The sequence below is a fragment of the Melioribacteraceae bacterium genome (genome assembly GCA_019638015.1).
GTDB lineage: Bacteria > Bacteroidota > Ignavibacteria > Ignavibacteriales > Melioribacteraceae > JAHBUP01.
Genome location: JAHBUP010000001.1, coordinates 3402620 through 3416539 on the forward strand (window position 1 = coordinate 3402620; position 13920 = coordinate 3416539).

Annotated in this window: 15 protein-coding genes; 14 read left to right on the plus strand and 1 reads right to left on the minus strand. The window is 35.1% G+C overall.

The window, feature by feature from the left end:
- Positions 1 to 187: 187 nt before the first annotated feature.
- On the minus strand, positions 188 to 1105 hold the full coding sequence (locus KF816_14555) for a metallophosphoesterase (GenBank protein MBX3009238.1): 918 nt from the start codon (positions 1103 to 1105) through the stop codon (positions 188 to 190).
- Positions 1106 to 1371: 266 nt separating this feature from the next.
- Here KF816_14555 and KF816_14560 point away from each other — a divergent pair, with 266 nt between their 5' ends.
- From KF816_14560 to KF816_14625, 14 genes are all read left to right on the plus strand, one after another.
- The gene (locus KF816_14560; protein MBX3009239.1) at positions 1372 to 2385 is read left to right on the plus strand and encodes a hypothetical protein; all 1014 of its coding nucleotides are present in this window, start codon (positions 1372 to 1374) and stop codon (positions 2383 to 2385) included.
- A 12-nt stretch (positions 2386 to 2397) separates the two neighbouring features.
- Positions 2398 to 3207 carry a glycosyltransferase family protein gene (locus KF816_14565; GenBank protein ID MBX3009240.1) on the plus strand — a complete coding sequence of 270 codons (810 nt, stop codon included), beginning with the start codon at positions 2398 to 2400 and terminating at the stop codon, positions 3205 to 3207.
- Positions 3194 to 4051: a hypothetical protein gene (locus KF816_14570; protein ID MBX3009241.1), complete on the plus strand. Its 858-nt coding sequence runs from the start codon at positions 3194 to 3196 to the stop codon at positions 4049 to 4051. Before KF816_14565 ends, KF816_14570 begins: the two co-directional genes overlap by 14 nt.
- 1 nt (position 4052) lies before the next feature.
- Entirely contained in the window at positions 4053 to 4961 is a 909-nt protein-coding gene (locus KF816_14575) for a hypothetical protein (protein ID MBX3009242.1), read from the plus strand.
- Positions 4962 to 5023: 62 nt separating this feature from the next.
- On the plus strand, positions 5024 to 5380 hold the full coding sequence (locus KF816_14580; GenBank protein ID MBX3009243.1) for a four helix bundle protein: 357 nt from the start codon (positions 5024 to 5026) through the stop codon (positions 5378 to 5380).
- Between the two features lie 30 nt (positions 5381 to 5410).
- Positions 5411 to 6745, plus strand: a complete 1335-nt coding sequence (locus tag KF816_14585) for an aminotransferase class III-fold pyridoxal phosphate-dependent enzyme (GenBank protein ID MBX3009244.1) — start codon at positions 5411 to 5413, stop codon at positions 6743 to 6745.
- Between the two features lie 64 nt (positions 6746 to 6809).
- Positions 6810 to 7493, plus strand: a complete 684-nt coding sequence (locus KF816_14590) for a DUF2807 domain-containing protein (GenBank protein ID MBX3009245.1) — start codon at positions 6810 to 6812, stop codon at positions 7491 to 7493.
- 33 nt (positions 7494 to 7526) lie between these two features.
- The gene (locus KF816_14595) at positions 7527 to 8330 is read left to right on the plus strand and encodes an SDR family oxidoreductase (GenBank protein ID MBX3009246.1); all 804 of its coding nucleotides are present in this window, start codon (positions 7527 to 7529) and stop codon (positions 8328 to 8330) included.
- A 185-nt stretch (positions 8331 to 8515) separates the two neighbouring features.
- On the plus strand, positions 8516 to 9043 hold the full coding sequence (locus tag KF816_14600; GenBank protein ID MBX3009247.1) for an HAD hydrolase family protein: 528 nt from the start codon (positions 8516 to 8518) through the stop codon (positions 9041 to 9043).
- An 11-nt stretch (positions 9044 to 9054) separates the two neighbouring features.
- A complete protein-coding gene (locus tag KF816_14605) occupies positions 9055 to 9948 on the plus strand; it encodes an N-acetylneuraminate synthase family protein (protein MBX3009248.1) in 894 nt (297 codons plus the stop codon).
- A gap of 36 nt (positions 9949 to 9984) precedes the next feature.
- Positions 9985 to 10752, plus strand: coding sequence for a sterol desaturase family protein (locus KF816_14610; GenBank protein ID MBX3009249.1), 768 nt, complete (start codon positions 9985 to 9987; stop codon positions 10750 to 10752).
- A gap of 249 nt (positions 10753 to 11001) precedes the next feature.
- Positions 11002 to 12408 carry a lysophospholipid acyltransferase family protein gene (locus KF816_14615; protein MBX3009250.1) on the plus strand — a complete coding sequence of 469 codons (1407 nt, stop codon included), beginning with the start codon at positions 11002 to 11004 and terminating at the stop codon, positions 12406 to 12408.
- Positions 12402 to 12620, plus strand: a complete 219-nt coding sequence (locus KF816_14620) for a hypothetical protein (GenBank protein MBX3009251.1) — start codon at positions 12402 to 12404, stop codon at positions 12618 to 12620. The genes KF816_14615 and KF816_14620 overlap by 7 nt, the downstream gene beginning before the upstream one ends.
- A gap of 185 nt (positions 12621 to 12805) precedes the next feature.
- Positions 12806 to 13870 (plus strand): endo-1,4-beta-xylanase, encoded by a 1065-nt coding sequence (locus KF816_14625; protein ID MBX3009252.1) that lies wholly within the window; start codon positions 12806 to 12808, stop codon positions 13868 to 13870.
- Positions 13871 to 13920: the final 50 nt, after the last annotated feature.

A 13920-nucleotide genomic window follows, 5' to 3' on the forward strand; every position in this document is an offset into this window, starting at 1 on the left:
TTATTGATAGCACCTATCAATGGCAGGAAATATGCCACGTTTTGATTTTAATTCATATTCAATTTCTGCATTTTTAAGCGTTTTTCGAATAATAGAGCTAAAAATTCATTTAGCGGGGTAGTTATTTTTCAACTATGAAAAAATCGGGAAGATTATTGAGAATATTAAGACATGATGTTTTGAAAAGTTAAACTGCTATAGCTTCTCTTTTGATAAATTCCGCTTCTTCTACCGTTTCAATCTTTACTGATTCAATAGTGCTTTGACTAAATGAATTAAAAAAATCGACCAAAAATAGATGAGCTTCATCCTCGGTTCCATTATCAACAGAAGCAGCAGCATTTATAAATCGAATACCTTTTCTAAAATACTCTTTCATTTCATGACTATGCCCATGGAAAACACATTCGAACTTATTTTCAAGAAACAGTTTTATCAGCTTTTTCTTCCCTCGTAACTTCATTGTAAAGTTTTCAATTTTATTCCATAAATAGGTTTCACTACTTTTAGATTCATCGCTATCCAAATAAAAGTGATGGTGTACCGCGGCAATTCTTCTAATTTCACTCAATAAAACATCCTCAAAGAAATTGCTAATAAGCTTTCTCTCTTTTTTATGAATTTTGCCATTTGAGGCAAATGGATTTTTAATTCTTGAATATTCATCAATGGAGTTTATACCGAGAATTAGATAATTGCCCAGCTTCTTCACAAAAGGGAATGGATTATTTTCAACCAGAAATGAGCAATTCTTGAACAACTCACCAAAGTATTTATAAAATGTTTTCACCTTTTCATTAAAATCGGTTGATAAACATTTAGAAGGAAAAGTTATAATATCGGTAGCTGTTTGAACTCCCCCATAAATATCATGATTTCCAATGATAATTGAAGTCTTCTCACTTGAGAAGAGGCCATTGATTTCAAGAATTCTTGCTAATAATTCAAAATCTCTTTCTTCTGAATTATCCGAAATATCGCCGGTAATAATTAAATGATCAGCGCCAAGTTCTACCGAACGTTTAATTAACTCTTGCGTTTTGAGAATGTTGCCCCGCTTATACTTAAAACAGAAGTGAAGATCTGAAATGTGAGCTATCCGCATTTGTCCCTTTTTAATTTCACTGGCGCAAAATTATGGTATCTTTATTAACCCAATATGATGTAGATATTAATAAATCATTAAAAAATGGTGGGTTACGCATAAAGATGTGTCGATATCAAAACCGGTTTTTATATAACCCCGATTTTTATCCTCTTCTCTTTTAATGATTTATTTGCAAAATTTGCATAGACTTAATAATTAATTAATATCCTGTTAACGATCCATTAATACCTATTCGCCATTTTTACGGTTACAATTTGAAAAAGATGAAAATGAGAAAAATATTATTTATCTGCGGCTCATTGAACCAAACTACAATGATGCATCAAATATCAAAGTATTTTGAAAATGATGAAAGCTGGTTCACTTCTTATTATGGCGACGGAATAATAAATAGAGCGGCACAATCGGGGTTTTTAGATTTCTCAATCCTCGGGGGCAAATTTAGGAAGAACACCGAAAACTACTTCAAAGAGTATAATTTAAAGGTAGATTACCGCGGAGAAAATAATAATTATGATTTAGTTTATACATGCGCTGACCTGATCATTCCTAAAAACATTCGTGATAAAAAAGTGATATTGGTGCAGGAGGGAATGACTGATCCCGAGAATTTTATTTATTACATTGTTAGATATTTAAAACTACCCCGCTGGCTCGCGAGTACTTCAATGAATGGGCTTTCTGATCTATTTGATTATTTCTGCGTTGCATCGGAGGGATATAAAGAACATTTTATTCGCAAAGGTGTTAAGCCGGAAAAACTTATTGTTACAGGTATTCCCAACTTTGATAACGCCAAACAATTTTTAGATAACGACTTTCCTCACAAAAATTTTGTTCTTGTTTGCACTTCGGACGCCAGAGAAACATTCAAATATGAGAATCGTGTAAAGTTTATTAAAGAGTGCGTGGCAATGGCGGGTGGTAAACAAATTATTTTTAAACTTCATCCTAACGAAAATATTGAAAGGGCAACTAAAGAAATAAATACTATCGCTCCGGATGCTCTAGTGTACTCGGCAGGAAATACAAATCACATGATCGCTAACTGCGATGTACTAATTACAAAATATTCGTCGGTAGTATATATTGGAATTGCGCTCGGTAAAGAGGTGCATTCATATTTTAATTTGGCCGATCTAATAAAGATGACGCCTATTCAGAATAATGGAACATCCGCCGAAAGAATTGCCAGAGTTGGTTTAAGGTTATTAGATTCTGCGAATTCAAGAATAGAAATTAATGATATAAACCAATTAAAATCAGCTTTATCATAATTATTAACACAAATGAAAACTGTAACTGTAGTTCAGGCAAGGATGACTTCATCACGTTTACCCCAAAAAGTTATGTTGCCAATCCTTCACAAACCTCTCCTCGCAAGAATGCTTGAAAGAGTTAAAGCCGCAAAGCAATCCGGTATTCTTGTTGTTGCCACTTCGACTGATCCCAATGATGATGAAATTACAGACTTTTGCAAAGTTGAAGGTTACAATTTTTTTAGGGGACATTTAACCGACCTGCTTGACCGCCATTATCAACTTGCAGTAGAATATAAAGCGGATGCGATAGTCAAAATACCATCCGACTGCCCGCTGATTGATCCCGAAATTATTGATAAAGTAATATCAAAATTTATTGACTCAGATCATTTTGATTACGTGAGTAATTTACACCCGGCCACATATCCCGATGGTAATGATGTAGAAATTATGTCATTTGCCGCTTTGGAATGTGCATGGAAAGAAGCTAAAAAAGATTATGAACGGGAGCATACTACTCCCTTTATTTGGGAAAATCCAGAATTATTCAGCATTGGCAATGTAGAGTGGGAAACAGGTTTGGATTATTCGACTTCTCATAGATGGACAATTGACTATGCTGAGGATTATGAGTTTATCAGAAGAGTTTATGAAGAACTCTACAGTAATAAACATAACTTTGGATTAAATGATATATTAAACTTGCTGAAGCAAAAACCGGAAATCGCCGAAATAAATTCGGCACATTATGGGAAATATTGGTATCAAAATCACCTTGAAGAACTAAATCACATCAACGAATACAAAAACAAATTCAAGACAAATGAAGAAATCTAAAAAACAAAACCTCGAAAAAATGGCATTGCGGGTCCGTGAGCATATAATTGGTATGAGCGGAAATGGCGGCTGTTTTATTGGCGCATCTTTATCATGCGCAGATATTATTGTTTATCTCTACAAAGAATTTTTAAATGTATCTCCTATCAATTTTGATGATCCGGAGCGGGATTATTTTTTTCTATCGAAGGGGCATGACGTTCCCGCACTTTATGGAACTTATGTAGAACTTGGATGGCTTGAAGTTGAGAGACTGCAAAATCATCTTAAAACAAACGATAACATTTACTGGCATCCAAATAGAAATATTGACGGAATAGAATTTCACTCCGGTTCGCTTGGGCATAATCTCTCTGTTGCGATGGGTGTTGCTATGGATTGCAAATTGAGAAAGCTAAAAAATAAAATTGTTGTAGTTGTTGGCGATGGCGAGTTGAATGAAGGTTCGATATGGGAAGGATTATTGGTTGCCTCAGCATACAAACTTGATAACATGATTATTGTTGTTGACCGGAATCAATTTCAGGCAAATATGCCAACTGAAGAATTAATCCCTCTTAATCCATTAAAGAAAAAATTTGAAGCTTTCGGGTGTTCTGTAAAAAAAATTAATGGTCATAACTTTAATAAAATGGATGAGGCGTTTTCTGAATTCCCATTTCAAAAAGGGAAAGTTTCGGTTGTGATTGCCGAGACGGTAAGGGGAAAAGGATTACCGAGTATTGAGAAGAGAGCTGATAGATGGTTCGTCAACTTTAAACCGGAAGAGATTGAAGGATTGTTATCCGAACTTCACAGCAAGAAAAAAACAAAATTAACTTCAGAAACTATTGTGGCGAGATAAAATGACATACGCAGATATTGTACTTGAATTAATTAATGAAGATGATCGCTATATGATCATGACATCGGAGAACAGAGCGGCATTTCGTTCACTGCCTCCACTAATCCCGAATAATTTTATTGACACAGGTATTACAGAACAAACTATGATTGGAATGGCGGCTGGATTGGCATTGCGTGGAAGAGTCCCTGTAGTTCATGCGCTGGCTACCTTTTTAACTATGCGGGCTTTTGAATTCACACGTACAGATGTGGGAATAGCAAACCTCCCGGTAAAACTCGTAGGTGCAGTGCCCGGATTTTTATCTGATGGAAATGGACCAACTCACCAGGCGTTGGAAGATGTTTCGATAATGAGAGGTATTCCAAATATGAATGTGTTTTGCCCTGCCGATGAAGATGACATGCTCAAAGGATTAAGAGCGATGATCACTTATCCATCACCCTTTTATATGCGCTATAATCCAACAAAAGCTTTGATCGAGCATTCACCTGTTGAAATTGGTAAAGCCGAAACATTTGGTACTGGAACTGATATTGCGATTCTGGTATATGGATTTTTATTCAATGAGGCCTTTAAGGCCAAAGAAATGTTGGAATCAAAAGGTCATTCTGTTAGATTAATTAATATACGTACTCCCAAACCAATTGATGAAGATACAATTCTCAAATCGGTTGATGAATGCAAATTGATTGTTACAGTGGAAGATCATTTTATAACAGGCGGACTTTATACAATTTTCGCCGAAGTTCTTCTGCGGAATAAAAAAACTGCCGAGGTACTTCCCTTTGCGTTGATGGATAGGTGGTTCAAACCCGCTTTATTAAATGATGTACTTAAATATGAGGGATTTACGGCAGAACAAATGACTGAGGCTATCAGCAATAAGCTAATGGCTATTAACATTTAGCCATAAGTGATTAACTATTATTTGTTAGCTATTAGTTTTTTTTAAATAATTGGGAGGGAATTATGAGAGATTTTAAAAAACTTAAAATTTTGGAAAGGGGACATAAGTTTACGCTTAAGATTTATAAGATAACTAGCTTATTCCCTCAAGAAGAGCGTTATGGTGTAACATCTCAATTGAGAAGAGCTGCAGCTTCAATTCCTACTAATATTGCAGAGGGTTGTGGCAAACATACAGAGAAAGATTTTGCTCGTTATATAAGTATAGCCGCTGGATCAACTAGCGAAGCAGAATATTTATTGATATTATCAAAGGACTTAAAATATCTTGATGATTCACTTTCGAATGAGATGATTAACGAGATTACCGAAATAAAAAAAATGCTGAATGTACTTTTAATAAAAATTTACACTAGCTAATTGCTAAATGCTAACATCAGGAGTAAATGAATGCCTAACAAAATTTCACTACAAAACAATTTCCCAACAATCACAAAATCTGATGAGCTCTATAATCGTGCGCTTGGATTAATTCCATCAGTAACGCAAACACTTGCCAAAGGTCCAGCCCAGTGGGTAAAAGGCATTGCACCCAAATATTTAGTTAAAGGTAAAGGTTCGCATGTTTGGGATGTGGATGGTAATGAATACATCGATTATATGATGGGGGTTGGTCCCCTTTCACTTGGTTATGCTTACCCCAAAATTGATGAGGCAATTAAAGCTCAGCTTGAAGATGGAATTACTTTTTCTATGATGCACCCACTTGAAGTTGAAGTAGCAGAATTAATGCGCGAGATTATTCCGAATGCCGAGGCAGTTCGTTATAGTAAAACCGGAGCCGATGCAACGAGCGCTGCTGTTCGTCTCGCACGCGCTTACACTGGCAAAAATAAAATTTTATGCTGCGGTTATCATGGATGGCACGATTGGTACATAGCAGTAACAGCTCGTAATTATGGAATTCCCGAAGCTGTGCAATCTATCTCATTTACCTTTAATTATAATGATATTGACGCACTCAGAAATTCAGTTGATGACGATACAGCCGCAATAATTCTTGAACCTGTTGTTTTCGAAGAACCAAAAAATAATTTTCTTGAAAACTTAGCACAGCTTTGCCATGAGAAAGGAATTGTATTAATCTTTGATGAGATGTGGACCGGTTTCAGAATGGCTTTAGGTGGAGCGCAGGAATATTTCGGAATCACCCCAGATCTCGCGACATATTCGAAAGCTGTTGCTAATGGAATGCCAATATCAATTCTAACCGGTAAAAGAAAAATTATGGATCTCGCCGATGAAACAATTTTCTTTTATACAACTTTCGGAGGAGAAGCGCTTTCACTTGCCGCGGTTAAAGCTACAGTTAATGAAATTCGTGAAAAAAATGTTCCGAAATATTTGCACGAGCAAGGGAAAAAATTAAAAGATGGATACAATGAATTAGCACAAAGTCTTGGAATGAATTTCACAAAAGCAATAGGATACAATTGGCGTTCAATGGCTACATTTGATGCAACAGCAGGAGATCCATTAGTTCAAAAATCTTTAATGCAGCAGGAAATGATAAAACGAGGTGTCCTGTGGCAGGGTTTCCATAATATGTGTTTCTCTCATTCTGATGCTGATGTTAATTACACATTACAAGCTCTCGAGGAATCACTCATCATTTTGAAAAAAGCAGTTGTGGAGAATAAATTAAAAGAGATGCTGAAGGGAGAACCAGTCCAACCGGTATTCAGAAAGGTTGATAATTTTAATATGAAGCCGGTAAAAAAATAGTGTTGTATTTTACCCTCTAGATCGACAAGTTTGTCGCAGAGTTTATTATTTACTTGAGATACAAATGAAACAAAAAAATGTAAAATACCTTGTTATAATTATTTCTCTGTTGATCATGACTAATTGTGAAAATTCGACAGAAGCAGATTTTGATTCAAATGAAAGAGTGGTTGGCTCAGGTAGAATTTCTATAGAAAACCGATCGATTGGCAGTTTTACAGGAGTTCTGATTAAAAATATTGGTAATGTTTTTGTCACTCAGGAAAACTCTCCTTCAATCAAAGTTGAAGCTGATGATAATATCATTAAGGATGTTACTACAAAAGTTGAGAATGGTTCACTGGTAATTAGTTTGGCTAACAAAAGTTATTCTAATATTACCGTTCATGTTTATGTTTCTTCTCCTATCATAGAAAAACTTTTAATAGAAGGAGCCGGGAATATTGTGGTTGAGAAACCAATCAATACCGGGAAAATACAATGTGCTATAAATGGTACAGGCAATATTTCATTAAAAGGCGCGGCAGATGAAATGACATGCACAATTAATGGAGCCGGAAATATTAATGCTTTTAATTTTATAGTGCTAAAATGTACTGCATTAATTAATGGAGTTGGTAATTGTGAAATTAACGTTTTAAAAGAGCTGATTGCATCAATAACTGGGACCGGGAATATAACTTTTGATGGAAATCCGCAAACAGTATCTAGTTCAATTACAGGCATGGGTAAAATTGCCAAGAAATAAAATTATCTCACTAAACTTTATTTTTTAATAGTTATGCAAATTTTTTCATTACAGAATAAAACAGCAATTGTTACCGGTGCACTCGGTTTAATTGGGAAAGAACATTGCCGTGCATTAAGTGAAGCCGGCGCAAATGTTGTCGTTGCGGATATTAACCCCCAAGAATGTGAAAAATTTGCCGATACTTTACAAACTCAGTCAATTGGTTGTGGACTTGATGTAACAAGTAAAAAATCCATTGAAAAATTGCGGGATATTGTATTAGAAAAATTCGGACACATTGATATACTGGTCAACAATGCCGCAATAAATGATATGTTTGAGAATCCGAAAGCCGCTTCAGAGCAATCCAAGTTTGAGAACTATCCACTCGAATTGTGGCAAAAATCTGTTGATGTAAATTTAACCGGAGTATTTTTATGCTCACAGTTACTTGGTAATGAAATGGCGAAGCAGAAATCGGGAAGCATTATTAATGTTGCATCTACATATGGAATTTCTGCGCCAGATCAATCATTATATATCAAAGAAGATGGATCGCAGGCATTTTATAAACCTCCAGCTTATTCAGCCACAAAAGGCGCGGTTATAATGTTCACGCGTTATCTTGCGGCGTATTGGGGGAAAGAAAATGTTAGAGTTAATACATTAACCCCCGGCGGTGTTGAAAATAACCAAGATGAATTTTTTATTCAGAAATATTCTGCAAAAACTCAACTCGGTAGAATGGCAAAGCCGACCGATTACAAAGGCGCATTAATATTTTTGGCCAGTGATGCGTCGAGTTATATGACTGGCGCTAATTTAGTAGTTGATGGCGGATGGACAGCTTGGTGAGGTAGGATAAGGTCATAGATTATTCATTGTCATTTGCTTCGCGTTATTTGTAGTCATTTTGCAAGGTTATTAATTTTAAGTGGAAAGATATTGTAATCAATGAATGACCATGAATAACTACTAATTACAATAATTACTTTATACGTTTCTATATACTCAATTCAACTTTAGCAACTGGAATTATCATGAAATCAAAACTCACAAAAAAGCAGTTAACAAAGAAAGCATCTAAAATAAAATTTGTATTAGCCGATGTTGATGGAGTCCTTACTGATACAGGTGTTTATTATTCCGTTAATGGAGAAGAATTAAAACGTTATTCAATCCGTGACGGAATGGGAGTTGAACGATTACGCACCGAAGCAAATATTGAGACCGGAATACTCACCAGAGAAAACACAAAGATTGTTAGTTCCCGAGCGACAAAACTAAAGATTACCGATCTTCATATGGGCTCACTAAATAAGTTGCAGACTTTTGAGGAAATTTTAAAAGCCAAAAATCTTTCGCCGGGAGAGGTGGCATATATCGGTGATGACATCATTGACATTGAAGTATTAAAGATAGTGGGGTTGAGCGCCGCGCCAAAAGATGCGTTGCAAATTGTAAAAAGTAGTGTCGATTTTATTTGCCCAAATAAAGGGGGTAATGGAGCATTTCGCGATTTAGCAGAATTAATAATCGAAGCTAAACAAAAAACTAAAAAGAATTGAAAGGGCTAAATATGAGTCGTGCAAAAATACAAATTAGAGATAGGTTCATTGGTGATGGCGAGCCGGTATATATTATCGGAGAAATAGGAATAAATCACAATGGTTCATTAGATCTCGCAAAAAAATTAATTGACGGTGCCGCTCTCGCAGGGTGCGATGCGGTCAAATTTCAAAAAAGAACTCCAGAACTGTGCGTTCCTAAAGATCAATGGAACATTGAAAGAGATACACCATGGGGTAGAATAACATACATAGATTATCGCCATAAAGTTGAATTTGGATTTAATGAATATGAACAGATTGATGATTATTGCAGAAGAAAAGGAATTGACTGGTTTGCTTCACCGTGGGATGAAGAGGCTGTTTCATTTCTCGAGGCGTTTCGCCCGGTTATGTATAAACTTGCTTCGGCATCATTAACCGATACTTTACTGTTGAATAAAATAAAATCAACACATCGACCATTAATGCTTTCTACTGGAATGTCGACAATTGAAGAAGTTGAATCAGCAGTCAAGTTAGTTGGCACCGATAATTTATTACTTGCTCAATCTACTTCAACTTATCCATGTAAGTTAGAGGAATTAAATTTGAGTGTAATAAAAACCTATAAAGAAATGTTTCCTGATGTTCCCATTGGTTATTCTGGACACGAGACCGGTTTAGCTCCAACATTGGCGGCGGTTGCATTAGGGGCAACTTTTATTGAAAGACATATTACGCTTGATAGAGCTATGTGGGGAACCGATCAGGCGGCTTCTGTGGAAATTATTGGGCTTCAACGATTAGTAAAGGATATTCGTGATATTGAGAAATCATTAGGCGATGGGATTAAGAAAGTTTACGATAGTGAACTGGGAAGCATTAAAAAGTTAAGAAGAGTAAAAACTGAAAAAGTTTTGTGATATAACTGTTCATTTATTTCAGATAATTGGATTTTAATGAAGTCATACGAAATAATTTCTTATTCAGTACTAATAGCCGCGGCAGTATTATTAATTATTCTCGAAAGAATTTTCCCCTATAACCGTGGGCAAAAAATCTTTAGGGAGGGATTTTTTAACGACTTTGCTCTCTATACAATTGCACAAAGTTATATACTGGGGATATTTATTTTTGTATTCATAATTAAATTTATTGATGATTCAACCCAGCTTTCACGATTTCAGTTTTTTGCCAATGTACCAATTTGGTTGCAGTTAATTTTCTTTACAATCACACATGATATTTATATTTACTGGATGCACAGATGGCAGCATGGCAATAAATATTTATGGCGCCTGCATGAAGCTCATCATTCCCCTAAAAAAATTGATTGGCTCTCCGGTTCTCGCTCTCACGCGTTTGAAATTTTAATCAATCAAACAATTGAGTTTCTACCAATTGTACTCCTCGGCTCACCTCCCGAAGTTGCCGCTTACAAAGGATTAATAAGCGGAGTATGGGGCATGTACATTCATTCAAATATTGATGTGAAAACCGGATGGCTACAAAAAATAATTAACGGACCAGAAATGCACCGTATTCATCACACAACCGGCAAAGGTAGAAATAGAAATTTCGCAACGAAATTGGCAATCTGGGATTGGCTTTTCGGAACTGCATTTCTACCGGAGGAGAAAGCAAATGAATATGGACTAAAAACTTATTTTCCCGATAATTATTTTAAGCAGTTCCTTTTTGCGTTCCGCAATTTTAAAACTAAATAAGATTAACTTTTTGTTGCCTTAACCTTTCCTTAACAAATCCTTAATGATTTTATAATTAGCTCTGGTATTATTTGCGAAGTAGATTTCTTTTGTAAGAATTTAATTGTGGGTTAAATGTTCCAAATAGAAATCGAAAAGCTGATTGAAAATAGATATCCACATTTCCTATCAAACAAGCCTGTTATACTAAAAAAATTAGTATTATTTATACTGAAATAAATTCTTTATGAAAAGGAGATTAACAATTTCTTGCTGAAGAATAGCCACTTGACAGGTGTGGCGTTAATTAATGAGTTATTTCACACACTTAATTTTTCATATTTAATATTAGATAAAGACCGGCAAAAAATTCCATTTGAAGGGAAACTCCTAATAGTTGCCAATCACCCGATTGGAAGTTTAGACAGTCTTGCACTGCTGAAAGTTGTGTATGATGTACGCCAGGATGTTAAAATTATTGCCAACGATATTTTATACAATATTGAAAATTTACGCTCTCTATTTCTTCCATATAATATTGAAAGTATTTCGGCACAGAAAAAAAACATTTTGGCAATTAACGAAGCACTTGGGCAGGAACAAGCAGTCCTAATGTTTCCCGCAGCGGAAGTATCTCGACTTCGCTTTTTGAAGATTCACGATTCAAAGTGGAACAAAGGCGTAATTTACTTTTCGAAAAAATTAAACGTGCCAATTCTTCCAATTTACATTAAAGCTAAAAATTCATTTTTGTTTTATTTTGTTTCAATATTAAATAAAAATATATCACGCCTGTTATTAGCCCATGAACTATTTAATAAAAAAGATAAGAGCATTTGGATGAAGATAGGGAATCCTATTCCAGCAAATGCATTTACTAATTCTTTTATTGACGATGCTGTTCAAACAAAACTATTAAAGAAGCATGTTTATCTTTTGGCAAAGGACAAAAAGGGAATTTATGCAACTGAAAAAAATATAATTCATCCCGTTGATAGAAAATCGCTTAAGAATGAGTTGATGCGATCACAAATTCTTGGAGTTACTAAAGACGATTTCAAAATTATATTAACTACTCTCGAAGAATCACCAAACGCATTAACAGAAATTGCGAGACTCAGAGAAATTACATTCAGAAAAGTAGGCGAAGGCACCGGCAACCGATACGATCTAGATTATTTTGATAATCACTACAAACATTTGATTGTATGGGACGAAAAAGAACTTGAGATAGTGGGGTCTTATAGAATAGGTGTAGGGCGGGATATTTTGGAGAAGATGGGGAATGCCGGTTTTTATACTTCAACATTATTTAATTATTCACAAGAGTTTTCTGAACAATATCTCACGCATTCTATTGAGTTAGGAAGAAGTTTTGTACAAAAAAAGTATTGGAATTCTAATGCGCTAAATTATTTATGGCAAGGAATTGGTGCCTACATCGAAAATTATGAACAAGTAAAGTATTTATTTGGTGGAGTGAGTATCAGCAATAATTATCCCGAGCAAACAAAACGAATGATAATTTACTATTTTTCAAAGTGGTTTGGTGATGAATTAAACCGTGCAAGTTCGAAGCGTCCCTTTATTTTCAGCGGAAGATTAAAGCAGAAATGGACTCGATATTTTTCGGCACTACTCTTAAAGAAGACTACAAGATTCTTAAAAACATGTTAAAACCATACGGATTCACAATTCCGGTTCTCTATAAACATTACTCTGATTTATGCTACGATGGTGGAGTAAAATTTCTCGATTTTAGTGTTGATCCCGATTTTGAAAACTGCGTTGACGGTTTGATCTTAGTCAATATAGATCTCATTAAAGAAGAAAAAAGAGAGAGGTACATTAACGGGGTCTCATCTCGAAAAAAAGCCAGTTCATTTTAGGCCCGGATTATTAAAGCGTAATTTTTACACCTTTTCCCTTTTAATTCTTGCCTCTTTATTTTAAATTCAATTCACAAATTTTTACGTTCGTTTTGTTTTAATAAGAAATTAGAGAGGTTACAATGTCGCTTACTATTAAAAAAGTATTTAAGTATCATTTTACTTTGCTGATTTTGTTTTTCTTTATGGTTGCATCCGATATTAATTCACAGCAATCATTAAAGGAAGTATTTAAGGATCACTACTTAATTGGAACAGCTATTAATAATATGCAGATTCGCCGAGCCGATGAACAATTATTTGAGATTGTGAAAAAACATTTTAACAGTATTACTCCTGAAAATGAATTAAAGTGGGAAAGGGTTCACCCTACTTTAAATAATTTTAATTTTGAACCGGCTGATAAAATTATTGAGTTTGCAGTTGCCAACAATCTTCATATTGTAGGACATACATTATTATGGCACAGCCAAACTCCAAATTGGGTGTTTGAGGATGAAAATGGAAATCTACTTTCACGAGAAGCAATGCTCGACAGATTGGAGAATCATATTTCAACTGTGGTTGGAAGATATAGAGGTAAAATTCATGGATGGGACGTGGTTAATGAAGCCTTCAATGAAGATGGAAGCTATAGAGAGAGCAAATGGTTTAAAATTATTGGTGAAGATTATATCGAAAAAGCTTTTCAATTTGCACATGCCGCAGATCCGGATGTTGAATTATATTATAATGATTACAATGAGTGGTATCCAAAAAAAAGAGATAGAATTGTAAAGATGGTTAATGACCTAAAAGCGAAAGGAATTAGAATTGACGGTATTGGTATGCAAGGGCATTGGGGTTTGGATTATCCAGTTATTAGTGAAGCTGATGATGCGATCAAAGCATATTCAGAGACCGGATTAAAAGTGATGATAACCGAGCTTGATATGGATATTCTTCCGAGTGCATGGGATATCAGTGCTGATGTTGCTAAAACAGCTAAATACAGCAAAGAGCTAAATCCTTGGCCCGATTTCCTTCCAGATTCTATGCATGTTGTGCAAGCTAAAAGGTATGCTGAATTTTTTAATCTTTTTAATAAATATAGAGAAAGTATTTCGAGAGTGACACTTTGGGGCATTAATGATGCACAATCGTGGAGAAATTATTGGCCGGTATTTGGGAGAAGCGCCTACCCGCTTTTGTTCGACAAAAACAATCAGCCCAAACCGGCATTTGACGCGGTAATTAGCACAGTGAAGTAGAAGTATCTAATTTAATCAAACATAAAAAAGGTAATCAGAATAAAATTTGA

Excerpts from the sequence above, each read along its gene's own strand:
- KF816_14570 (MBX3009241.1), top strand. The coding sequence starts at position 3,194 with ATGAAGAAATCTAAAAAACAAAACCTCGAAAAAATGGCATTGCGGGTC.
- KF816_14625 (MBX3009252.1), top strand. The coding sequence starts at position 12,806 with ATGGTTGCATCCGATATTAATTCACAGCAATCATTAAAGGAAGTATTT.
- KF816_14595 (MBX3009246.1), top strand. The coding sequence starts at position 7,527 with ATGCAAATTTTTTCATTACAGAATAAAACAGCAATTGTTACCGGTGCA.
- KF816_14605 (MBX3009248.1), top strand. The coding sequence starts at position 9,055 with ATGAGTCGTGCAAAAATACAAATTAGAGATAGGTTCATTGGTGATGGC.
- KF816_14590 (MBX3009245.1), top strand. The coding sequence starts at position 6,810 with ATGAAACAAAAAAATGTAAAATACCTTGTTATAATTATTTCTCTGTTG.
- KF816_14575 (MBX3009242.1), top strand. The coding sequence starts at position 4,053 with ATGACATACGCAGATATTGTACTTGAATTAATTAATGAAGATGATCGC.
- KF816_14560 (MBX3009239.1), top strand. The coding sequence starts at position 1,372 with ATGAAAATGAGAAAAATATTATTTATCTGCGGCTCATTGAACCAAACT.
- KF816_14585 (MBX3009244.1), top strand. The coding sequence starts at position 5,411 with ATGCCTAACAAAATTTCACTACAAAACAATTTCCCAACAATCACAAAA.
- KF816_14580 (MBX3009243.1), top strand. The coding sequence starts at position 5,024 with ATGAGAGATTTTAAAAAACTTAAAATTTTGGAAAGGGGACATAAGTTT.
- KF816_14565 (MBX3009240.1), top strand. The coding sequence starts at position 2,398 with ATGAAAACTGTAACTGTAGTTCAGGCAAGGATGACTTCATCACGTTTA.
- KF816_14600 (MBX3009247.1), top strand. The coding sequence starts at position 8,516 with ATGAAATCAAAACTCACAAAAAAGCAGTTAACAAAGAAAGCATCTAAA.
- KF816_14610 (MBX3009249.1), top strand. The coding sequence starts at position 9,985 with ATGAAGTCATACGAAATAATTTCTTATTCAGTACTAATAGCCGCGGCA.
- KF816_14620 (MBX3009251.1), top strand. The coding sequence starts at position 12,402 with ATGTTAAAACCATACGGATTCACAATTCCGGTTCTCTATAAACATTAC.
- KF816_14555 (MBX3009238.1), bottom strand. The coding sequence starts at position 1,105 with ATGCGGATAGCTCACATTTCAGATCTTCACTTCTGTTTTAAGTATAAG.